General features: G+C 60.5%; 17 protein-coding genes and 3 pseudogenes. 11 read left to right on the plus strand and 9 right to left on the minus strand.

Features of this window, described 5'->3' with window-relative positions:
- Positions 1 to 144: 144 nt before the first annotated feature.
- The 5 genes from ACM6J5_RS15515 to ACM6J5_RS15535 all read right to left on the minus strand — a co-directional run bounded on the left by ACM6J5_RS15515 (position 145) and on the right by ACM6J5_RS15535 (position 4,560).
- The gene (locus tag ACM6J5_RS15515) at positions 145 to 1,695 is read right to left on the minus strand and encodes an ArnT family glycosyltransferase (RefSeq protein WP_414928888.1); all 1,551 of its coding nucleotides are present in this window, start codon (positions 1,693 to 1,695) and stop codon (positions 145 to 147) included.
- 3 nt (positions 1,696 to 1,698) lie between these two features.
- Positions 1,699 to 1,977 carry a lipid-A-disaccharide synthase N-terminal domain-containing protein gene (locus ACM6J5_RS15520; protein ID WP_095945709.1) on the minus strand — a complete coding sequence of 93 codons (279 nt, stop codon included), beginning with the start codon at positions 1,975 to 1,977 and terminating at the stop codon, positions 1,699 to 1,701.
- On the minus strand, positions 1,974 to 2,714 hold the full coding sequence (locus ACM6J5_RS15525; RefSeq protein ID WP_095945710.1) for a glycosyltransferase family 2 protein: 741 nt from the start codon (positions 2,712 to 2,714) through the stop codon (positions 1,974 to 1,976). Before ACM6J5_RS15525 ends, ACM6J5_RS15520 begins: the two co-directional genes overlap by 4 nt.
- A 49-nt stretch (positions 2,715 to 2,763) precedes the next feature.
- Complete coding sequence (locus tag ACM6J5_RS15530) at positions 2,764 to 3,741, minus strand: NAD-dependent epimerase (RefSeq protein ID WP_414928889.1); 978 nt, start codon at positions 3,739 to 3,741, stop codon at positions 2,764 to 2,766.
- Between the two features lie 198 nt (positions 3,742 to 3,939).
- Positions 3,940 to 4,560 (minus strand): cell wall hydrolase, encoded by a 621-nt coding sequence (locus tag ACM6J5_RS15535; protein ID WP_095945712.1) that lies wholly within the window; start codon positions 4,558 to 4,560, stop codon positions 3,940 to 3,942.
- Positions 4,561 to 4,701: 141 nt separating this feature from the next.
- On the opposite strand from ACM6J5_RS15535, the gene ACM6J5_RS15540 reads away from it, so the two are divergent.
- The 6 genes and pseudogenes from ACM6J5_RS15540 (at position 4,702) to ACM6J5_RS15565 (ending at position 10,307) form a co-directional block, all read left to right on the plus strand.
- On the plus strand, positions 4,702 to 5,553 hold the full coding sequence (locus tag ACM6J5_RS15540; RefSeq protein WP_095945713.1) for a CAP domain-containing protein: 852 nt from the start codon (positions 4,702 to 4,704) through the stop codon (positions 5,551 to 5,553).
- A 31-nt stretch (positions 5,554 to 5,584) separates the two neighbouring features.
- Positions 5,585 to 5,734 carry a hypothetical protein gene (locus tag ACM6J5_RS15545; protein WP_414928890.1) on the plus strand — a complete coding sequence of 50 codons (150 nt, stop codon included), beginning with the start codon at positions 5,585 to 5,587 and terminating at the stop codon, positions 5,732 to 5,734.
- Positions 5,735 to 5,994: 260 nt separating this feature from the next.
- A complete protein-coding gene (gene moaA / locus ACM6J5_RS15550; RefSeq protein WP_414928891.1) occupies positions 5,995 to 6,993 on the plus strand; it encodes a GTP 3',8-cyclase MoaA in 999 nt (332 codons plus the stop codon).
- Between the two features lie 69 nt (positions 6,994 to 7,062).
- Positions 7,063 to 7,188: pseudogene (locus ACM6J5_RS15555) on the plus strand (bestrophin); the annotation flags it as partial.
- Between the two features lie 113 nt (positions 7,189 to 7,301).
- Positions 7,302 to 8,660, plus strand: coding sequence for a chromate efflux transporter (chrA, locus tag ACM6J5_RS15560; RefSeq protein ID WP_414928892.1), 1,359 nt, complete (start codon positions 7,302 to 7,304; stop codon positions 8,658 to 8,660).
- A 363-nt stretch (positions 8,661 to 9,023) separates the two neighbouring features.
- Entirely contained in the window at positions 9,024 to 10,307 is a 1,284-nt protein-coding gene (locus tag ACM6J5_RS15565; protein ID WP_095945717.1) for an NAD(P)/FAD-dependent oxidoreductase, read from the plus strand.
- Positions 10,308 to 10,612: 305 nt separating this feature from the next.
- Here ACM6J5_RS15565 and ACM6J5_RS15570 read toward each other — a convergent pair.
- A pseudogene (locus ACM6J5_RS15570) lies at positions 10,613 to 10,744 on the minus strand (DeoR/GlpR transcriptional regulator); the annotation flags it as partial.
- Positions 10,745 to 11,094: 350 nt separating this feature from the next.
- On the opposite strand from ACM6J5_RS15570, the gene speF reads away from it, so the two are divergent.
- A complete protein-coding gene (gene speF, locus ACM6J5_RS15575) occupies positions 11,095 to 13,278 on the plus strand; it encodes an ornithine decarboxylase SpeF (protein ID WP_095945718.1) in 2,184 nt (727 codons plus the stop codon).
- 50 nt (positions 13,279 to 13,328) lie between these two features.
- Here the strand turns inward: speF and ppk2 are convergent, their stop codons facing one another.
- Together ppk2 and ACM6J5_RS15585 are read right to left on the minus strand one after the other, a co-directional pair.
- Entirely contained in the window at positions 13,329 to 14,147 is an 819-nt protein-coding gene (gene ppk2 / locus ACM6J5_RS15580) for a polyphosphate kinase 2 (protein WP_095945719.1), read from the minus strand.
- Between the two features lie 58 nt (positions 14,148 to 14,205).
- A complete protein-coding gene (locus ACM6J5_RS15585) occupies positions 14,206 to 15,927 on the minus strand; it encodes a SulP family inorganic anion transporter (protein WP_095945720.1) in 1,722 nt (573 codons plus the stop codon).
- 322 nt (positions 15,928 to 16,249) lie between these two features.
- Here ACM6J5_RS15585 and ACM6J5_RS15590 point away from each other — a divergent pair, with 322 nt between their 5' ends.
- Both ACM6J5_RS15590 and ACM6J5_RS15595 read left to right on the plus strand, forming a co-directional pair.
- Positions 16,250 to 16,702 (plus strand): hypothetical protein, encoded by a 453-nt coding sequence (locus ACM6J5_RS15590; protein ID WP_095945721.1) that lies wholly within the window; start codon positions 16,250 to 16,252, stop codon positions 16,700 to 16,702.
- A gap of 268 nt (positions 16,703 to 16,970) precedes the next feature.
- The gene (locus ACM6J5_RS15595) at positions 16,971 to 17,945 is read left to right on the plus strand and encodes a helix-turn-helix transcriptional regulator (protein ID WP_414928893.1); all 975 of its coding nucleotides are present in this window, start codon (positions 16,971 to 16,973) and stop codon (positions 17,943 to 17,945) included.
- A 126-nt stretch (positions 17,946 to 18,071) separates the two neighbouring features.
- Here the strand turns inward: ACM6J5_RS15595 and ACM6J5_RS15600 are convergent, their stop codons facing one another.
- Positions 18,072 to 19,991, minus strand: a complete 1,920-nt coding sequence (locus ACM6J5_RS15600; protein ID WP_414928894.1) for a tyrosine-protein phosphatase — start codon at positions 19,989 to 19,991, stop codon at positions 18,072 to 18,074.
- Between the two features lie 382 nt (positions 19,992 to 20,373).
- Here ACM6J5_RS15600 and ACM6J5_RS15605 point away from each other — a divergent pair, with 382 nt between their 5' ends.
- On the plus strand, positions 20,374 to 20,742 hold the full coding sequence (locus ACM6J5_RS15605; RefSeq protein ID WP_414928895.1) for a hypothetical protein: 369 nt from the start codon (positions 20,374 to 20,376) through the stop codon (positions 20,740 to 20,742).
- 193 nt (positions 20,743 to 20,935) lie between these two features.
- Positions 20,936 to 21,082 (plus strand): annotated as a pseudogene (locus tag ACM6J5_RS15610) (IS4 family transposase); the annotation flags it as partial.
- Positions 21,083 to 21,141: the final 59 nt, after the last annotated feature.

A 21,141-nucleotide genomic window follows, 5' to 3' on the forward strand; every position in this document is an offset into this window, starting at 1 on the left:
TGGAAGTCACTTCATATTCGACTCAAACGCGGTCTCTTGTAGGAGCTGGCTTGCCAGCGATGGTCGTTAACGATAACGCACGTAAGCTGGATAAACGCGGCGCATTTGAGTCCATCGCCGGCAAGCCGGCTCCTACAAGTCCCCTCAGGGATTGGCTACCTGTACTGGTGCCGATGGCATGTGCGGGTCATTCCAGGTAAACCGATAGGCTCTACCGGCCTCTTGCGGCAGGCATTTGCCGTTGTCGGCATCCGCGCCCACGATCGACCAGTTCGCCCGGGCGTTTTCCCCCAGTTCACGGGCCGCTTCGGGCTTGAAGCACTGCCTGAGTACGTCATCCGGCACCAAAGCGTAGGCCTTGGGGTGTTCGCGCAGGTACAGCGCGGCCTTTTCGATGGTCGAATTGTCCATGCCGAAATGTACGATCGGCTGCCGGGCGAACAACCAGTGCCCCTCCTCCCAGTTGACCAGCACCAGATCGGCGCCCTGAGTCATGGTCGCCGCCTGGGTCATGAGCACCTGATCAACGTTGGTGCCGTCCTTGAGCGGTTCGATGAAACCACGGGCGAACCACAGCACGAACCAGGCCGCCGCCAGTGCCGGGAACACCCGACGCAAACCCGGGAGCCGTTTGAACCAGCGCTTGAGCAGCCACGGGATCAACGGCGCGGCGACCAGCACCAGCCCGGGCAGTGCCGGGTAGATGTACAACTTGCGCTTGCCCGTGCTGATGCAGAAGAACAGCACCACCAGCACCACCCAGCCGAGCAAGACCAACACCCGGCCGTCGCGTTTTTGTAGCTGACGGCGCCAGGCCGGCACCAGCCATGGCAACACCAGCACCAACGGCAGCCAGTACTGCGGAATCACGTTGGTGAAGAAATACCAGAACGGTTCGCGGTGATGCCACGCAGCGGCATAGCGGCCGGCGGTCTGACGCAGGAGGATCTCCCGCGCATAGGCCACTTCGTCTGCGCTGCCATCAACGATGATGGACAAGGCCAGGGGCAGCAGCCAGATCGCAATCGCCGCGAGCATCACTACTAACCCGAGCAACCACTTGCGTGCTTCACCGGGCATGGCCACCACACCAGGCCAGTCCTTGCGCATCCCATAGGCATAAGGAATCAGCAACAACGCCGGCAGAAAACCCACGCCTTTGGTGATCACGCCAATGCCCATGGCCGCGCAGCCGGCGTAAAACCAGCGCCATGCAGGTCCAAGTAGCAGGTGTCGCGCCAGACCGTACAGGCCCAGGGAGGTGAACAGAATCAACAAACTGTCGATCTGACCGGTGCGCAGAATGCTGTAGGTCTGGTACGTCGCCAGGTACAACAACGCGGCGTTGCGCCCGGTACGCTGGGTCCACAGGCGACGGCCCAGGTCATAGACCATCGCCGTGACCGTCACCGCCGAAAACAGTCCCGGGATATAAAGGGCGATGTTGGGCTTACCGGTCAGCCAGGTGAAGAACGCCACCGCCCACATGAAAATCGGCGGTTTGTCGCCGTAGATCTCGGCGGCCCGATGCGGGATCAGCCACGAGCCGTTCTGCAACATCTCCAGTGCGACACCGAGGAAACGTTCTTCATCCACATTCTGCGCCTGACGCAGGCCCATTCCCGCGCCGATCAGCAACAGGGCAAGCAGCATCACCCCCAGGCACTCGACCCTGGGCGACAACGATCTACGCATGGCTTATTCCTTTGCGCTTCTGCTTTTGGCAATCAATTGCAGGTTGCGAAAATAGACGAGGGAGCCAAAGGCCTGCCCAACGATGAACACCGGGTCCTGGCGGTATATGGCGTAGGCGAGCAACAAGGTGCTGCCGACGATGCTCAGGTACCAGAAGTTGGTCGGGATCACGCTGCGTTTCTTGTACTCGCTGTACAACCACTGCAAGACAAACCGCCCGGTAAAGGCAGCCTGCCCGGCAAAGCCGACCAGCAACCACAGGGTTTCACGGGTCAAAATCATCCTTCGAGCTCCTGGGCGTGGGTGTTCAGGCGCGTGCGTTTGATCAGCCACCAGACACCGATCAGGTCAAGAATGCCGACCAGCGCGCGGTCGAGATTGCCGTATTTCGACACCCCGGCCGTGCGCGGCCGGTGGTTGACCGGGTGCACGATCATGCGTCCGTTATGGCGCTGGATCAGCGCCGGAATATAGCGATGCATGTGGTCGAAGTACGGCAGCCGCAAGAACGCCGCGCGCTCGATCAGCTTCAGGCCGCAACCGGTGTCCGGGGTGGCGTCCTTGAGCAGGCGCCGGCGCAGGTTGTTGGCGAACCGCGAGGCGTAGCGTTTGCTCGCGGTGTCGCGGCGATTGACCCGGTGCCCGGCCACCAGTTGCACGTCGACCTTGCCTGGCTCGCCGCGCACCAGCGCGAGCATGCCGGGAATGTCCGCCGGATCGTTCTGACCGTCGCCATCGAGGGTCGCCAGCCACTGCCCGCGAGCCTCCCGTGCCGCGTGATACAGCGAGGTGCTCTGCCCCAGCGACCGCTCGTGATGCAGGATACGCAAGGTGTTCAGGCCGTTTTGACGAATCTGCCGCAGTTCCTGCAGGGTCGAATCGGTGCTGCCGTCGTCGACCACGATGATTTCGTAGGATTCATCGGCCAGCGCCACGCGGATTTCCTCCAGTAGCGGCTTGAGGTTGTTCGCTTCGTTCCTGGCGGGAATCAGTACGGATACAAAAATGTCTTGGCTCATGGGGTCTCTCTCGCCTTTTTTGATTTTTTCGAGATCAGAGGCGAACGCTTCAAATCCGGTAGAACTGCCGATACCACTTCACAAATGCTCTGACGCCGGTTTCCAGCGTCACCTGCGGGCTGAAGCCCACCCACTCGGCCAGCGCCGAGACATCGGCCCAGGTCTTGACCACATCTCCGGCCTGCATCGGCAGGTAGTTGCGCCGGGCTTGCAGGTCCAGGGCTGATTCCAGGCACTCGACGAAATCCAGCAACGCCACCGGCATGCCGCGACCGATGTTGAACAGCCGGTTGACCCCGGCGGCAGATCCTTCCGGCACCGGAGGCTTTGGGCGCAGTCGGGCGATGCCTTCGACAATGTCGTCGACACAGGTAAAGTCGCGGGACATCTGCCCCTGGTTGTAAATGTCGATGGGCAGGCCTTTGAGAATGGCGTCGGTAAACTTGAACAGCGCCATGTCCGGGCGCCCCCACGGGCCGTAGACGGTAAAAAAGCGCAGGCCACTGGCTTTCAGGCCATACAAATGGCAGTAACTTTCGGCCAGCAGTTCATTGGCACGCTTGCTGGCGGCATACAGCGAAACGGGATGTTCGACAGGGTCCTCGACACTGAATGGCAGCTTGCTGTTGGCGCCGTACACCGAACTGCTCGAGGCGTAGATCAGGTGCTCGGAGCGATGGTGCCGACAGGCTTCGAGCACATTGAGGAAACCCACCAGGTTCGATTGCCCATAGATATCCGGGTTGTCCAGCGAATAGCGCACTCCGGCCTGGGCGGCCAGGTGCACCACCTCGGTAAAGGCGTGTTCCTGAAACAGGCTCATCAGGGCCGTTTTGTCGACGATGTCCATTTTCCGGAAACGAAAACCCGGCAGCGTCTCCAGCACCTTGAGGCGTGCGTGCTTGAGTTCCACGTCGTAGTAGTCGTTGAGGTTGTCGATACCGACGACCTCCTGACCCTCGCGGCACAAGCGCTTGACCGTATGAAAGCCGATGAAACCGGCCGCACCGGTGACCAGGACGGTCATGGGAAACGCGCCGGCGACTGCGCCGCGATCGACGCGAGGTTACTGATCCGGACCCTCGTCAACTTCATGTGTAGTCCCTGTTTATGGCTTCATTCGCGCACGGTTGCGTTATGAAGCTTATAAAACAGGCACATTTCAGTTTGGATAACGCCTGGCACTACCTCGGAAAAATAAAATATCCGGCCGAAAACACCGCGGCTATCTGGCCGATCCGCCATGGGGTTTGTAAAACCGGAACAAACCGATATCCACGGTCTTGATGTATTGCCTGGCCCAATCCGGCTTGACCGTACGATCATGGAAATACAGGGCACCGTTGGTGCGATCCGGCAGTTCCTTGTTCAGGGCCTTGCGCGCGATTTCCTTGGCCATCGCGTAAGGCACCTCTTCCTGGACCGAATCGGATTTGCCGTCGCACCACCAGGAGAACTGGCAACTCTGGGTCTGCGAACCCTGTTTGACCACTTTGCATACCGTGTCCGGAAAACCTTCGTGGCCCAGGCGATTCATGACCACATTGGCCACCGCCTCCATGTCGGCGGCGTCCTTGCCCTTGGCTTCCCAGTAAATGGACCGGGCCAGGCAGGTGATTGCATCGTCCAGCGGCGCGGTGCCGACCGGGTCGACGGCCTGGACTTCGGACGGGGTAATGGCTTCGGCCTTGGGCGCCGGTGCGGGGCTGTTGCTCTCGGCGGCTTTCTGTTCCAGCACTTCGGCCTTGTTCTCGGCCGCTTGCTGCTTTTGCGCTTGATCCGTAGCGGATACCGGGCCAGCAAGCAACGTCAGTGCGAAGCAGGTGGCGATCCAGTCGAGGCGCATGGTCGGTGTCACTCGGTGAGTGGTTCAATTGAGTCTAGTAGTGAAATGATTTCGCCCACCCCACTACACTCTGGATAAATCCGTTGTCTTAGCTGGGCCAACTTCGCGCATCATGGGCGCAATCTGCTCAAGGGGATATTCATGGGTTTCATCTCATCCGCAATGCGTTTGGCCGGTGTGTCACTGGGCCTGGTATTCGCCGCCAACGTCGTGGCGGCCGACGAAACGCAATTGATCGAATCGATCAATGTCTACCGCAGCCAACTGCAGCGCTGTGCAGGCCAGGTTTCATCGGAGCTTCCACCGCTGTCGGCCGACCCGCGCCTGGTGCTGACCGCCCCGAGCATCGGTAATCTGCAGCAGGCCATGGCCACTGCCGGTTATCCCATGAAAAATGTGCAGGCCATCAGCCTGTCCGGGCCTCGTGATGCGGCGTCGGCGATGAAGGCGATCCAGGAGAGCTTTTGCCAGATCGTCCTCGACCCGCAATTCGTCGACGTCGGCGTCAGCCGCCAGGACAATCAGTGGCGCATCGTCGTGGCACGACCGTTATTGAGCGCACGCCTGGGCGACTGGCAGACCGAGGGCCAGAAGCTGCTCATCGAACTCAACGCAGCACGGGCCAAGCCGCGTCAATGCGGCACCCAGTCTTTCAATGCGACCGCGCCGCTGGCCTGGAACGCCACGCTGGCCACCGCCGCCGAAACCCACTCGCGCGCCATGGCCAACAACAACTTCTTCGACCACAAGGACCGCGACGGCCGCACCCCGGGCGACCGCGCGGAACTGGCCGGCTACAACTTCCAGCAGATCGGCGAAAACATCGCCGCCGGGCAAGACAGCGTACGCAAAGTGGTCGAAGGCTGGCTGACCAGCCCCGGTCATTGCGCCAACCTGATGAACCCGCAGTTCAACGAATTGGGCGCGGCCTATGCGAATGATCCGAAGAGCGATGCGGGGATCTACTGGACGGCGATGTTTGGGGCCCAGTGAGCAATTTGGCAAGTTTCTTTACGGTGACAACATGACAAGCATCCCGATAGGTTTGATTGTCGGCATGCGCGGTGGCGCTCCGTTTTGGAGAAAATCACACCGCCTGCCCAGGGAAAAATCTGCTCCATCATGGTTTTTCCTTTATTTTCAGCAGCTTGAATTAACCAAAAGCAATTTTTAAAGCCAAATTAAGTTCATCATAGAGCCGGTCGATCAATCGGTTATTAATAGTGATTGGACACCTCTCGAAGCTACTCTTAGCCTGCGCTCAACAAATCCGCAAATAACGGAATTCGTAACTGTAGGAGCGAGCCTGCTCCGGGCGGCGATCCGACGATGGCCCCAAGGACACCGCGTTCAACCAGAAACCGCGCGTAATCGTTAACGACCATCGCGAGCAGGCTCGCTCCTACAGATTTTTCGGTGCCTAGAGAAAAAATCATGTCCGAACGAGTCTTGATCGATGGCTTCTCCCGGCGCGTGGATTATCTGCGGATGTCGGTCACCGACCGCTGCGATTTCCGTTGCGTGTATTGCATGGCCGAGGACATGCAGTTTCTGCCGCGCCAACGGGTGCTGACCCTGGAAGAGATCTATCAACTGGCACAAAGCTTCGTGGCGCTGGGCACCCGCAAGATCCGCCTGACCGGGGGCGAGCCGCTGATCCGTCCGGGCGTGGTGCAGCTGTGCGAGAAGATCGCCGCCCTGCCCGGCCTGCGTGAACTGTGCATGACCACCAACGGTTCGCAGCTGGAAAAACTGGCCGAGCCGTTGTTCGACGCCGGGGTCAAGCGCCTCAACATCAGCCTCGACTGCCTGGACCCGCAACGTTTTCGCGAACTGACCCGCACCGGTGATCTGGCGCAAGTGATCAAGGGCATCGACGCCGCCAACCGGGCAGGATTTCGCAATACCAAGCTCAACTGCGTGGTGATGAAGGGCCGCAACGACCATGAGATCAATGATCTGGTGAACTTCGCCATCGACCGCAATCTCGACATCTCCTTCATCGAGGAAATGCCGCTGGGCACCATCGATGAACACAGCCGCGCCGAATCGTTTTTCGCAAGCAGCCAGGTCCGCGAACGCATCGCCGAACGCTACACCTTGATTGATTCCGCCGAGTCGACCCAGGGGCCATCGCGCTACTGGCGCCTGGCCGAGGCTCCGCAGATTCGCCTGGGCTTCATCTCGCCCCACAGCCACAACTTTTGCGGCACCTGCAATCGGGTGCGGCTGACCGTGGAAGGACGTCTGCTGCTGTGCCTGGGCAATGAACACTCGGTGGATCTCAAGGCTGTCCTGCGCAGCCATCCCGGACAGCCCGAACGCCTGGAAACAGCCATTATCGAGGCGATGAAACTCAAGCCTTATCGACACAACTTCGAAGTGAACGACGATGTCCAGGTTGTTCGCTTCATGAACATGACGGGCGGCTGAAAACCATGATCGTGAGAACCTGTTCTGCATCCTTTTGCCCTTCGCCATGGCTGAACCCCTGGGCTGGAAGAGCCCTTCGGCCGCGATGAAAACGACCTGCCAACCGATGCCATCGTGCGCAACATCGAGCATGATGTGCTGGCTGCGCAGGGCGTGACGGAGTTGCCGCCAGAGCTGGAGCCTGTCGGAGCGGTGTCGCCCATTTCCACGGTGCAGCCGTCCGGCACTTCCACTCAGGCGGCTATGCAACGCGCTCCGGCATAGCTACAGTCGTTGGCTCAAAGCTCCTCTACACAAGGAATTTCTGCTTGAGCCCCACGCCCTCCCCAATTACCCAACAGGATGTGCCGCAGCCACGGTCCATCAGCCTGCGCGAAGCCTTTCTATTCTGGCTCAAGCTTGGCTTCATCAGTTTCGGCGGGCCGGCGGGGCAGATTTCGATCATGCACCAGGAGCTGGTCGAGCGCCGGCGCTGGATCTCCGAGCGGCGTTTTCTGCATGCCCTCAACTACTGCATGTTGCTGCCCGGGCCCGAGGCTCAGCAGTTGGCGACCTACATCGGCTGGCTGATGCACCGGACCTGGGGCGGCGTGATCGCTGGCGTGCTGTTTGTGTTGCCGTCGCTGTTCATCCTGATTGCGCTGTCCTGGGTGTACATCGCGTTTGGCGAAGTGCCCGTGGTCGCCGGACTGTTCTACGGGATCAAGCCCGCGGTCACGGCAATCGTGGTGCAGGCGGCTCACCGGATCGGCTCGCGGGCGCTGAAAAACGGCTGGTTATGGGGCATCGCCGCCGCGTCCTTCGTGGCCATCTTCGTGCTCAATATGCCGTTTCCGCTGATCGTGCTCGGCGCGGCGGTCATCGGCTTTTTCGGTGGACGCCTGGCGCCGGAAAAATTCAGGACCGGTGGCCACAGCGCGGCGAAGAAGTCCTTCGGTCCGGCCGTGATCGACGATGACACCCCAACCCCCGGACACGCCCGTTTCAGCGCCTGGAAACTGGCGCGCCTGGCCGTGATCGGTGCGATCTTGTGGACACTGCCCATGGCCATGCTCACCGTACTGTTCGGCTGGGAAGGCACGCTGACCCAGATGGCCTGGTTCTTCACCAAGGCCGCGCTGCTGACCTTTGGCGGCGCCTACGCGGTGCTGCCGTATGTCTATCAGGGCGCGGTCGGTCACTATGGATGGCTGACGCCGACGCAGATGATCGACGGCCTGGCGCTTGGTGAAACCACCCCGGGTCCGTTGATCATGGTCGTCGCCTTCGTCGGGTTCATCGGCGCCTACGTGCTTCAGGTCTTCGGGCCGGATCAAGCGTTTGTCGCCGGTGCCGTGGCCGCCACGCTGGTGACCTGGTTCACCTTCCTGCCTTCGTTCCTGTTCATCCTCGCCGGCGGGCCATTGGTGGAATCGACGCACAACGAACTCAAGTTCACCGCGCCGCTGACGGCCATTACGGCCGCCGTGGTCGGCGTGATTCTCAATCTGGCCTGTTTCTTTGGTTACCACGTGCTGTGGCCCAAAGGCTTCGAAGGAGCACTGGACTGGCCTTCGCTGCTGATCGCGATTGTGGCGGGCATTGCCTTGCTTCGGTTCAAGCGCGGGGTGATCGAGGTGTTGATCGGCTGCGGGTTGATCGGCCTCGGGATTCACCTTGCAGGTTGAAGGGCGACCCCCTACTATCCAGCATCCCCGGAGGCTTCGGCCTCCAACGTTGTCCGCAGCCGGAAACACGCGCATGAAGCGTATTGTCAATCTGCCCATGGCCCTGCGCCGCTCCAAATTGCGTCACTCCGCACGTCCGCCGGATAGCGCCCTGCTCGCCTGATCGGCGAGCCCCCTCCTTCGCTATCCCTGCGTTTGCTCAGCGTATGCCATCCCTGTGGGAGCGAGCCTGCTCGCGATAGCGGAGTGTCATTCGACATCAACGGTGAATGACACTCCGCATTCGCGAGCAGGCTCGCTCCTCCAGGTTGCGCACTTCGACTGGCTGGCATTGGGTTCTCCCAAATTTGCGTGGACACCGACATGACTCAACGTTGCAATTCCTATTACACCGCCACCCTCAACCAGGACACCGATTACCCGACGCTGCAAGGCCGGCACCGGGTTGACGTGGTGATCATCGGCGGTGGTTTCACCGGCGTGGCCAGCGCCGTCGAGCTGGCGGAAAAAGGCCTGAAGGTCGCCATCGTCGAAAGCCACAAGATCGGTTGGGGCGCCACCGGGCGCAATGGAGGCCAGGTCACCGGCAGCCTGTCGGGCGACGAAGCCATGCGCAAACAGATGCGCCGCAGCATCGGGGATGAAGTCGACGATTTCATCTGGAACCTGCGCTGGCGCGGGCACCAGATCATCCGGCAGCGCGTGGAAAAATACGGCATCGCCTGCGATCTCAAGCAGGGTCACCTGCACGCGGCGTACAAACCCGCGCACATGGTCGGCTTGCGCAAGGATTACGAAGAGGCGGTGCACCGTGGCATGGGCGACGAGGTCAGCCTGCTCGACCGCAGCCAGGTGCGTGACCTGCTGCAAAGCGACCTCTACCACGGCGCGATCAAGAACACCCGCAACATGCACCTGCATCCGTTGAACCTGTGCATCGGCGAGGCCCGCGCAGCCGAGAGCCTGGGTGCGTTAATCTTCGAGAACAGCGAGGTGCTTGAGATCATCCATGGCGACATGCCGGGTATACGCACCGCCCACGGGCAGATCGACGCCAACCAGGTACTGCTGGCCGGCGACGTCTACCACAAGCTGGAACCAGGCAAGCTCAAGGGCAAGATTTTCCCGGCCATGGGCGGCATCGTCACCACCGCGCCGCTGGGCGATCTGGCCAGACAGATCAACCCCGAGGACCTGGCGGTCTACGACTGCCGTTTCGTACTCGACTACTACCGCCTCACCGCCGACGGTCGCCTGTTGTTCGGTGGCGGCGCCAACTACAGCGGCAAGGATTCACGCGACATCGCCGCCGAACTGCGCCCATGCATCGAGCAAACCTTCCCGGCGCTCAAGGGCGTGGCCATCGACTACCAGTGGAGCTGCGCGATGGGCATCGTGATCAACCGCATTCCGCAACTGGGCAAGCTCTCGGACAACGTCTGGTATTGCCAGGGCTACTCCGGCCACGGCATCGCCACCACCCACATCATGGGTGAAATCATGGGCCGCGCGATCACAGGACAAATGCAGCAGTTCGACACCTTCGCCGCCTGCCAGCACATCCGCGTACCCATGGGCGACCTGCTGGGCAACCCGATGCTCGCCGCGGGCATGTGGTACTACCAGATGCTGGAGCGATTGCGCTGAGGTTACTGGCCAATACATTCAACATGGATGTTGTTTGTACTGGCCTCTTCGCGAGCAGGCTCGCTCCCACAGGGATCGATGTCGACCTCAAACATCAAGGCCGGCAAACACCCCTTGCAGGAGCGAGCCTGCTCGCGAAAGCGGTGTGTCATTCAGTAATGATGTCGGCTGAAAGTACGTCATCGCGAGCAAGCTCGCTCCCACAAAGACCTACTCAAGCCTGCACCACCTCAACCCCCAGCGCCCGGTAGTCCTCGACATTGCCTGACGCCACATGCCGTTCGGTGATCAGCGTGTGCACGCGGCTGCAAAGTGGTGGTGCCGGAATCGAACACCACGATCTGACCGCCCTGTACCCGTTGCGCGGCCAGTTGCGCCAGATGGGTTTTCACCTCGTCGGTTTCGCTGATCCGGGTGAAACGAACCGGCCAAGTATCATTTTTTTCGATCTTTCAAATCATTACGCCGAATTTTTTATTTTCCCGTGACCTGTTCAAGATGGCGCCGTCACTCATGTTTCGGATGGAAACCTCATGAATATCAATTTTGCTTTTGCCTGCATGATCGTGGTCTCGTTCACCATTGCGCTGGTACACGCCTGACCGACAGGGCGTGAGGCGTCACACGTCAAGATGTGCAAGGTCGCGGTCAAAAGCCTGACAGATCAGGAATATGCTCTATAACCAGTGGTGACCCGATTTCCGAGCAGGGGAACTGGAAGGCTCTCCCGGAAGTTGATCTCTAAAAAAGCTGCGGACAATTGAGTGCCCGCCAGGAGACACCACCGATGAAAGCCCTGAAAATCGCCGCCAGTGAAGGCGCATCTGAATGTTTCCTGAACGCTCGGGAGGTGGTCCCGCTCGGTCACACCGACTTCACCGACGTCGCCGTGGCCGTGGTGTCGGTCAATGATGTGTTGGCCGGATCCCTCGACGTCATTCAGCGCACCGGTTTTGATATTCCAATCTTCCTGGTGGCGTCCCCCGGCACCAGCACCCACCCCCGAGAAGTCTACAAACACCTCAACGACGTGCTGCTGCAAGTGAACGGCATCTTCGACCTGTCGCCCAGCAACATCGAATACCACGGCAACCAACTGGAGACCGCCGCCAAGGCCTACGAAGCAAGCCTGCTGCCACCGTTCTTCGATGCCCTCAAACACTACACCGAATCCGCCAACGCCACCTTCGCCTGCCCAGGCCACCAGGGCGGTCAGTTCTTTCGCAAGCACCCGGCCGGGCGGCAGTTTTTCGACTTCTTCGGCGAGACGCTGTTTCGCGCCGACATGTGCAACGCCGACGTCAAGCTTGGCGACCTGTTGATCCACGAAGGCCCGGCGCTGCTGGCGCAGAAACACGCCGCGCAAGTGTTCAACGCCGACAAGACCTACTTCGTGCTCAACGGCACCTCGGCTTCGAACAAGGTGGTGACCAACGCCCTGTTGACCCCCGGCGACCTGGTGCTGTTCGACCGCAACAACCACAAGTCCAACCACCAGGGCGCGCTGCTGCAGGCCGGTGCCACGCCGGTGTACCTGGAAACCGCGCGCAACCCCTACGGCTTCATCGGCGGCATCGACGCCCACTGTTTTGAAGAAGACTACCTGCGCGAACTCATCGCCGAGGTCGCCCCGGACAAGGCGCAACAGCCGCGGCCGTTCCGCCTGGCGATCATTCAGCTGGGCACCTACGACGGCACCATCTACAACGCCCGGCAAGTGGTCGACCGCATCGGCCAGCTGTGTGACTACATCCTGTTCGACTCGGCATGGGTCGGCTACGAGCAGTTCATCCCAATGATGAAGGACTGCTCGCCGCTGCTGCTCGATCTCAACGAGAACGACCCGGGCATCTTCGTCACCCAGTCGGTGCACAAGCAGCAGGCCGGTTTTTCCCAGGCTTCCCAGGTGCACAAGAAGGACCGCCACATCAAAGGCCAGGCGCGCTATTGCAACCACCACCGGCTCAACAACGCGTTCATGGCCCAGGCCTCCACCAGCCCGTTCTACCCGTTGTTCGCCTCGCTGGATGTCAACGCGCGCATTCATTCGGGCCGCAGCGGCCTGCGCCTGTGGGAAGACTGCGTGAAGTTCGGCATCGAAGCGCGCAAGTTGATCCTCGAAGCCTGCACCCTGGTCCGCCCGTTCGTGCCGCACGCTATTGAAGGGCGGGCGTGGGAAGACTATCCGACGGAAGAAATCGCCAACGACATCCGCTTCTTCGAGTTCCACCCCAAGGACCGCTGGCACGCCTTTGCCGGCTACGCCGAGAAGCAGTACTTCATCGATCCGTGCAAGTTGCTGTTCACCACGCCGGGCATCGACCCGGTGGACGGCAGCTACACCGACTTCGGCATTCACGCCGGCATCCTCGCCAACTTCCTGCGCGAGAACGGCATCGTCCCGGAAAAATGCGACCTCAACTCGATCCTGTTCCTGCTCACCCCGGCCGAAGACTGGGCGAAGATGACCCACCTGGCGGCGCAAATCGCCCGTTTCGAACGATTCATCAGCGATGACGCGCCGATGAGCCGGGTGCTACCGGCGATCTACGCGCAGCATCAGGAACGCTACCGCAACTACACCATTCGCCAGCTCTGCCAGGAAATGCACGACCTGTATCGCCACCACAACGTGCAGCAACTGCAGAAGGACATGTTCCGCAAGGAACACTTCCCGAAAAAGGCCATGAACCCGCAACAGGCGCAAATCGAGTACATCCGCGGCAACGTCGAACTGGTGGCGCTGGCGCAGGCCGACGGGCGCATTGCCGCCGAGGGCGCGCTGCCTTATCCGCCAGGCGTCTTGTGCGTGGTACCGGGGGAAATCTGGGGCGGCGCGGTGCTCAAGTACTTCCTGGCGCTGGAAGAAGGCATCAACCGCTTGCCCGGTTTCACGCCGGAGTTGCAGGGGGTGTACCTGAAGCAGGAAGGCGGTCGTACCCGGGCGTATGGGTACGTGATCAAGGCCTGATGGCATGCAGCAGGAGTTGGCGTGGGCCGGCTCCTGCCCGATGCATCGGTCTAGAATTTTTCCGCGATGAACTTGAACGGATAGTTCGGATCCCGATAGTTGCCGGGACTTTGGCGCTTGGGCAGTTTCACTTTTGCCCGCGGTACTTCCTCATAAGGAATACTGCCCAACACATCGCTGATGATGTTCAGCCGCGCCCGGCGCTTGTCATTCGAGTTGGCGACCCGCCACGGTGCAAAATCGGTGTCGGTGGCCTCGAACATGTCGTCCCGGGCACGGGAGTAGTCGTACCAGCGGTTATAGGACTTGAGGTCCATGGGCGACAGCTTCCAGATCTTGCGCCCGTCAGTGATGCGCTCCTTGAGGCGTCGGGTCTGTTCCTCCTGGCTTACTTCAAGCCAGTACTTGATCAGGATGATTCCCGATTCGACCAGTGCCTGCTCGACGCGCGGCACCGAGGTGAGAAAATTGCGCACCTGTTCTTCGCTGCAAAAGCCCATGACCCGCTCCACACCGGCGCGGTTGTACCAGCTGCGATCGAAGATCACCACTTCGCCAGCCGCCGGCAGGTGCGGCAGATAGCGTTGCACATACATCTGGCTTTTTTCCCGCTCGGTCGGTGCCGGCAACGCCACCACCCGGAACAGCCGCGGACTGACCCGCTCGGTCAGCGCCTTGATGGTCCCGCCCTTGCCGGCGCCATCACGGCCCTCGAAGATAATGCAAACCTTCGCGCCCGTGTGCTGCACCCACTCCTGCAGCTTGACCATCTCGACATGCAGCCGCGCCAGTTCCTCGAGATACACCTTGTTCTTGAGCTTGCCGCTTTCAACCGGTTTGCTTTTGCTTGCCGCCTTCTTCTTCGCCATGCCCGTTAACTCCTTCAATGCGTCACATAGCGTCCGGAGTGCCCCCGGCCGCGTTCATTCAGCGTCGACTGCGCTGATAATGTTCAACCGCCAGTTCCAGGTTCAGGAACATGCGCGCCTCGCCCAGCGCATGGCCCAGGGGGGCCTTGATGACCATCTCCCATACGCTCGGGCTCATGCCCACCAGCCACAATGAAATGCCTTTTTCCTGCAGTTGCTGCTCCGCCCCGGTGAGCATTTTCAACGCGGTGTATTCCAGGTCGAACACACTGCGCAGGTCCAGGACCACAACCTTGGGGTTCGCCTCGTCAATCAGCGGCCGGATCTTGTCGGCGATGCGCTCGGCATTGGCGAAGAACACCCGCCCTTCGGGCCTGAGCAACAGCAGCCCGTCAAAGTGTTCGTCGTCTGCGTGGTCGGTGGCCTGCGGGCGATAGACGTTGGTGCCGGGCTTGCGTCCCAGGACATGCACGGGCGGGTCCGAGACCTGATAGGCCAGGGCCAGCAACGAGACGATGATCGCCACGACGATCCCTTGCAGCGTGCCCAGCAGTATCACGCCGATCATGGCCACCACGGCCCAGGCAAATTCGGTACGGCGAACCGACAGGATCTCGCGAAATTCCGCCGGTTCGATCAGGCCCACCGAATACACGATCACCACGGCGGCGAGCGTGGCATTGGGCATCAGGCCAATGAGCGGTGCCAGCAGCAGGCAAGTACCCAGTGCCAGTGCAGCGGTGACCAGTGCGGCCAGTTGCGAACGGGCGCCGGCCAGGCGGTTCACCGCTGTCTGGGTGGTCCCGCCACCGGCGACCATGGCCCCGAGAAACGCGCCACCGATGTTGGCGACGCCCGTGGCCAGCAGCTCCCGGTTCGGTTGTGGCGCGGGCTCGTCACTGCGGGCGAAAGCGCGCCCCGCCGCGATGGTTTCGGTGAAACTCATCAACGCGATACCCATCGCCGAGGACCACAGGGTCTCGACCATCGACCAGACCGGCAGGGTCGGCGCAGGCAATCCGATCGGCACCACACCGACGGCGGACACACCAAAGCGCTCCAGGCCAAACAGGCTCATGCCGATGATGCCAAGCGCCACCGCAATCAAGGGTGCGGGCAGCCTTGGCGTAAAACGTTTCATGCCCACCAGCAGCAGGACCATGAACACACCGACCGCCACGGTCGGCAGCGAAGCATGGCCGACGCTCTGGACCGTGGCCACCAGGTTGTGCAGGAAGCCGCCTTTGTCGATGTGCGTGCCCAATAGCTTGGGCAACTGGTCGAGCACGATGACCACGCCGATGCCGGCCTTGAAACCCACCAGCACCGGTTCGGAAATGAAATTGGCGACGAAGCCCAGGCGCAGCAACCCTGCAACGATCAGGATCGCGCCCACCATCAGGGCCAGCGTGGCGGAGCCGGCGAGCAAGGTCGCCGCATCGCCATCAGGGCTGATCTGGCCCAACGCGGAGCCGGCGAGAATGGCCAGGGTGGTTGTGGTGCTGACACTAAGCGGGCGCGACGTGCCGAGCACGGCATAGATCACCATCGGCACCAGCGCCGTGTACAACCCGACTTGCACCGGCAGGCCGGCAATGGTGGCGTACGCCAGCGCCTTGGGAATGACCACCGCCGCTGCCGTCAGCCCGGCGACCACATCGCTGCGCAGCCAGTCTGGCCGGTAGTTGTCGAGCCACTCCGGGATCAACAGGCTGCGCAAGGTTCCCCGCTGTGGAGTGCCTGTAATCCGCTCTTGCGGATGGCCGCCTTGTTGGTTCATCAGTCACTCCAGTGGCAAATCTTCCACGCAGATGATGAGTGGGCTCAACTGACCGCACAATCCTTTAACTGCACGCGCCCCCCTTGCAAACCTTCATTGGCATCGAAGCGCGTGTGCCGGCAGGCAATCCATGCAGACTCGACCAGTTACAAATGTAGCGGGTTTGCACGGCTACGCCGCCACATGGCTGGCGAAGGAGATAGATACCCCACCATCACCACTAAAAAATGAAAAGCCTTATATGGACGACGTCATGAAAGCGATAAATGAGCTATACCCGCTAATTCTCCCCATTGCAGTTCTTCAACTCAGGAGTTTGGCAATGAAGCTCAAAACCTCACTGGCAGCACTCATGGTTGCGGCAAGCCTTTTCGGCTGCACCACTTCATCGACCCACGGCGTAAACGTCAACCTGGCCGCCACCCGGCAAAACGCCGGTCAGATCGGCACCGTCACCTTGACCGACTGGGACAAGAAAACCGGGCTCAGTTTCTTCATCAGCGGTGCTCCAATGGGGGTTACCCTGCCCCTGCGCCTTTACTCGTTCATCAATAACGGCACCTGCGAGCAACCCGGGTCAGTCGCCTACGCGATGAACGACACCGTCAACACCGAAGCCCAACCCGTACGCGGCTGGACTTTTACCAGAACCGCGCCTGTGCCGTTGCAAACCCTGGTTGACGGCAAGTATTCGGTGGTCGTGCGAACGGCTGCGACCGATGGCAACGTCGATATCTTTTGCGGGGATATCAAGGCAACAGAGCCGGTGAAATAGCCGCGCCCCTTGCAGGCCAGTACCGCTCGCGCCACCGGTTGTCCGGTGCGAGCGGTGGCGTCGGGTGAACGGAAACGGGACCCGCGGCAACAACCAGTAACAAACCTGTCATTACTCACTGATAACGTCCAAACGCTTTCCCGAACCGCTTCCGCTCGATCTCCGATCGCCCAGTTTCCTGTACCAGGGCTTTGCCCATCCGCTCAAGGTGCCACTTCAGGTGTACGCAAGCACGACGCGCAAGCAAATCATCATCAGGTCCAACGACATGAGCTGCGACGACTTTGGCGCGTTGTTCTCGAACCTGTTCGGCAACCTCTATTCAGACTCTCCACCGCCGCCGAAAAACATCATCATTGGCGGGGTCTATGGCCGGCACGAAGGTGTCAGTTTTCGTCGCATGCACTATCGCGGTGATTTCACGGTGGCGTTTCCCGCCCCCCTTGATGAAATCACCTTCGTCATTCCCACCGCCGGCAAGATCATCTTCAACCACGTCACCGAGTCGGTCGGCTTCGCACAAATAGGCCTGGCGATCGACAAGGCCGAAGTCCGCTCGACGCGCTTTGTCGACAACCACGCACAACACGGGATTTCGATCAGCCGCCGCCTGATCACCGAGCGCCTGTCGGCTCTGTTGGGCAAACCTATCCTGCAAAAGGTGCATTTCGAGCCGGTGGTGGATCTGAATGTGGCGGCCTTGCAGGGCATCCGTGCGTTGATTGAACTGGCCACGGGCACCGAGTTCGACCTGCTGATCAACACGGGTTCGCTGATGCCTTCGCGCCTTCGCGAAATGCTGGTCGATGCGGTGCTGGAAGCCTGGCCGCACAACTTCACCGAAGCCCTGCGGCGCCCTTCCCCACTGATAGCGCCACGGCATGTGAAGCTGGCCGTCGAGTACATTCAGGCGCATCCCGACCACCTGGCCAGCGGCACGGAACTGGCGCAGTTGACCAACGTCAGCCTGCGCGCATTGCAGGAAGGTTTTCAGCGTTTCATGGGCACTTCGATCGTCGCCTATCAACGGCAGGTACGCCTGGAGCGCGCCTTTGCCGCGCTGTCCCAGGGGGTGTCGCCTTCGGTGACAGACGTGGCCCTGCAACACGGCTTCAGCAATGTCGGGCGGTTTTGCCAGTATTTCCAGAATGCCTACGGCATCAGTCCCGCAGATGTGAGAAAGGGCCTGCGAACGCGGCCAATGAGTTCAGCTATACCTGAACCCTCGGGGGTTCAGGTATAGCAATGAGCCAATGTGGCAGCGAGCCTGCTCGCGAATAAGTCATCACATCCAACATCCATGTTGACTGACACTCCGCCATCGCGAGCAGGCTCGCTCCCACAAGGATCTCCAGTGAATGGTGCTCCGTCAGAACAGATAACTGGCCTTCAGCCCGCCATTGAAGCCGTGACTGTCGCCGCCACCGCTGGCGCCGATTTCTGCCCCCACGCTCCACGGGCCAAGGTTGGCCATGACGTTGACGCCACCGCTGAACTGGTCACGGTTGTCGAAGGCGGCTTGCTGTTCGATGTCCAGGCCCAGCAGTTGCCCTTCGCTGTCGACTTCAGGGTCGCCCAACACATGCTCGTAGCCCACTTGCACGCCTGGCACCACTTGCCAGGCACCGAGGCTGACAGGTGCAAAGGATGCGTTGAGGTTGGCCACCGCGCTCTTGCGGGTCTGGTGGATGCCGTCGACGTCCAGCGCCAGTTCGCTGCCTTTTTCCTGGAAGCCCGACAGGTTGATGTGGCTGATCCGCACGCCGAGGCTCGGCTCGAGGGTCACGCCGTTCACCGGCACACGGTAACCGAGCGCCAGGGTCGCGCCGGTGAGGTTGCCATGGCTGTCACCCTTGGCCGTGCCCAGACCGCCGCCGAGTTCGCGCTTGCTCTCGTAATCGAGGTAGCCGGCGCTGGCATCGGCATCCACAAACAGGCCGCGCTCCAGGCCGTTCGGCGCGAAGCGTGCGCCGACGCTGAAGAAGGTCAGGTCGGTATCGGCCTCGCCACCTGCGCCACCGACATTGCCGCTGCTGTAGCCGAACCCGGCATGGGCGCTGAATTGTTCGGAAAAGCGCTGGGTCAGGCCGATCATCATGCCCTGGCTATGCTCGTTGCTGCTGGAAGCCTGGGACGAACCGTCGGTGCCCAGATACCCCGCCAGCGCGGTGCTCCACAGGCGATATTGCCCGGTCTTGAGGTCGATGCCGCTGGTGAACGGCGCGCTAGCCTTTTCGATCATCGCACCCTGGCGCAGCAGGTAGCTGGCGGCGTCGGCATGCACCTGACCGCCGACGGTGGACTCCACGCCCCCGAGGCTGCGGGCATCGATGGCCGACTGCAGGTAGTAGTTGTAGGCGCTGTAGGTGCCCGACAGGTTGCTGCTCTGCAGTTGCTGCAACAACTGCGCGCCCGCCGCGGCGTTGCCGACCAGGTCCGCCGCGCCCGGCAGGCTGTTGTAGAACACCATCTTGCCGCGCAGCACGTAGATGGTTTCCTGGGACAGGCCCAGGCCTTCCTTGAGGTAGTTATCCATGGTGCCGTATTGCGCGGTCACCTCGTCCAGGCCGGCTTGCAGGTAACTGGCCTCAACACCGATCAGCGGCCCATAGATGGTCGCCAGGCTCGGTGGCAACGCCGCCAGGGTCGCCTTAATGCGCGCGGCGGTGTAGTCGTTGGTCGCCAGGTAGTTGCTCATGATGGTGGCATCGTCGACCCCGGCGATGCTTTGCAGCACAGCGGCGGTCCAGCCCGTGCGGTCCTTGCCGGCGGTGCAGTGGAACAGCGCAGCGCCATCGACCGTGGCCAGCTCATTGAACAGCTGGTTGAACTCGCTGCGCATCCCTGGGTTGCGGACGAAATCACGGTTGGTGTCCTGCATCATGGCAGTGGCTTCGGCGGCGCTGTGGAACGCGATGTTGGTGATGTTCGCGCCCGACGTGGAGCCGCCGATGATGTCGATGTTGGTGTACGTCGCGCCCGTAGGCATCGTGTCGGGTGTGGCGGCGATCTCGCTGGGCGTGCGCAGGTCGTAGACCGCCTTGATGCCCAGGCCGTTGAGGGTCGCCAGATCCGCCGCCGACGGCGTCAGCGCGTTGGAGCGGTAAAACACCCCGCCACGCATCGTGCCGTCATTGGCGGTGGAGTACGCGGTGGTGAGACCGGCGACATCGCGCAAGTTATCGATGCTCTTCAGGCGTGGGGTGTTGAGGGGGACAGTCTCGGCCGCCTGGGCGGCAGCGATGGACAGGCTCAAAACAGACAGCGAACACACAAGTCGTTGGAACACAGTGCAGCCTCATTGAAATCGCGTTGGGCTGACTAATATCTACATTGAAATGGCGCTGAACATGACAAATCGCCTGCACACGCAAATCACTGCGCGATGTGTCCGGGTGGCTCGTTTTCTGTCCGTGTAATGCCTGTTGTGCGGTCAACCTGGGAGGCAGGTTATTGGGGATGTGCTGGTCGGGAACGAAATACGCGGTGGTCGCCGATCAAATGCCTGTCGCAATGATGGGTGATCCGACCTGCGCAGACCGCTCATCGGTAATCACGCCTACCTGTAATTTCTGACAGTAGATACACGGCGCGTCCGTCATTAGCATCGTGTTGTACGGGTATGAACTGACCTGCAACTGATGCCGTCTGACATTGAAAGGAGATCGATCGTGGCGACCAACAACAAGAGTATTGTGTACCGGTGTGAACCCTTGTTGCCTTATGCATATATCAAGCAGGCCTTCGCAATGAAGGTTGATCAAGGGTTTATGAGTAACGGCTGTACCGTTGTCATCCCGGGCTCTGACTACCTGAAGCCGGGGGATGAACTTATCGCTAATTTATATATTGAAGATACAGGACATTTTGTCAGGTCTTTTACTTTGGACGAGACTAACGTCCTGAATGGAATAACCTGGAACGTTATGAAGTTTACAGGGATTGTTTATTTGGACTCCAGGGTTGAACTGTATTACACACTACCCACGCTTGAGTTGTGTTCTCGGACCCAACCCTATGTCGTCGCGAAATTGTCATAGGCACAGAGCGCCCCGCCAGTTGTTGTTTTAAGTAAATGAGGGCATTTGTCTTGAAGTTGAGTGGGGGCAGGAAAAGCTTTTCGGCAGTCGATCAATGCTGGGCGACCAGCACGTAGTGAGCCCGCTCATGAGGTTGCCAGACGTTTGAACAATTGCGTCCAAAAACGGATGACTGATCATCTTTTGGCCCGCATCGGTGACAGGCAGACAGTTGGCGGAGTTGAGTAAACGTGTTGGTGGGTTGTTTCTGGATCACCGCCCAAGGCCGTCAAGGCCAAGGACGGTGAACATTTCAAAGACCCGAATTCCAGTAGACCGTAAGGCTGCTCCCCTTAAGTGAACAGCATTACGCCTCTCAGCGAGTTTTTTGCTTCTCTGAAACTGATCTCTACGGCTGCG

This window comes from Pseudomonas sp. IT-P74, from assembly GCF_949768175.1.
Classification (GTDB): domain Bacteria; phylum Pseudomonadota; class Gammaproteobacteria; order Pseudomonadales; family Pseudomonadaceae; genus Aquipseudomonas.

What these genes read in the sequence shown, in the direction of transcription:
- ACM6J5_RS15515 (WP_414928888.1), bottom strand. Translation starts at nt 1,695, where the DNA reads ATGCGTAGATCGTTGTCGCCCAGGGTCGAGTGCCTGGGGGTGATGCTG.
- ACM6J5_RS15520 (WP_095945709.1), bottom strand. Translation starts at nt 1,977, where the DNA reads ATGATTTTGACCCGTGAAACCCTGTGGTTGCTGGTCGGCTTTGCCGGG.
- ACM6J5_RS15525 (WP_095945710.1), bottom strand. Translation starts at nt 2,714, where the DNA reads ATGAGCCAAGACATTTTTGTATCCGTACTGATTCCCGCCAGGAACGAA.
- ACM6J5_RS15530 (WP_414928889.1), bottom strand. Translation starts at nt 3,741, where the DNA reads ATGACCGTCCTGGTCACCGGTGCGGCCGGTTTCATCGGCTTTCATACG.
- ACM6J5_RS15535 (WP_095945712.1), bottom strand. Translation starts at nt 4,560, where the DNA reads ATGCGCCTCGACTGGATCGCCACCTGCTTCGCACTGACGTTGCTTGCT.
- ACM6J5_RS15540 (WP_095945713.1), top strand. Translation starts at nt 4,702, where the DNA reads ATGGGTTTCATCTCATCCGCAATGCGTTTGGCCGGTGTGTCACTGGGC.
- ACM6J5_RS15545 (WP_414928890.1), top strand. Translation starts at nt 5,585, where the DNA reads ATGACAAGCATCCCGATAGGTTTGATTGTCGGCATGCGCGGTGGCGCT.
- moaA (WP_414928891.1), top strand. Translation starts at nt 5,995, where the DNA reads ATGTCCGAACGAGTCTTGATCGATGGCTTCTCCCGGCGCGTGGATTAT.
- ACM6J5_RS15565 (WP_095945717.1), top strand. Translation starts at nt 9,024, where the DNA reads ATGACTCAACGTTGCAATTCCTATTACACCGCCACCCTCAACCAGGAC.
- speF (WP_095945718.1), top strand. Translation starts at nt 11,095, where the DNA reads ATGAAAGCCCTGAAAATCGCCGCCAGTGAAGGCGCATCTGAATGTTTC.
- ppk2 (WP_095945719.1), bottom strand. Translation starts at nt 14,147, where the DNA reads ATGGCGAAGAAGAAGGCGGCAAGCAAAAGCAAACCGGTTGAAAGCGGC.
- ACM6J5_RS15585 (WP_095945720.1), bottom strand. Translation starts at nt 15,927, where the DNA reads ATGAACCAACAAGGCGGCCATCCGCAAGAGCGGATTACAGGCACTCCA.
- ACM6J5_RS15590 (WP_095945721.1), top strand. Translation starts at nt 16,250, where the DNA reads ATGAAGCTCAAAACCTCACTGGCAGCACTCATGGTTGCGGCAAGCCTT.
- ACM6J5_RS15595 (WP_414928893.1), top strand. Translation starts at nt 16,971, where the DNA reads ATGAGCTGCGACGACTTTGGCGCGTTGTTCTCGAACCTGTTCGGCAAC.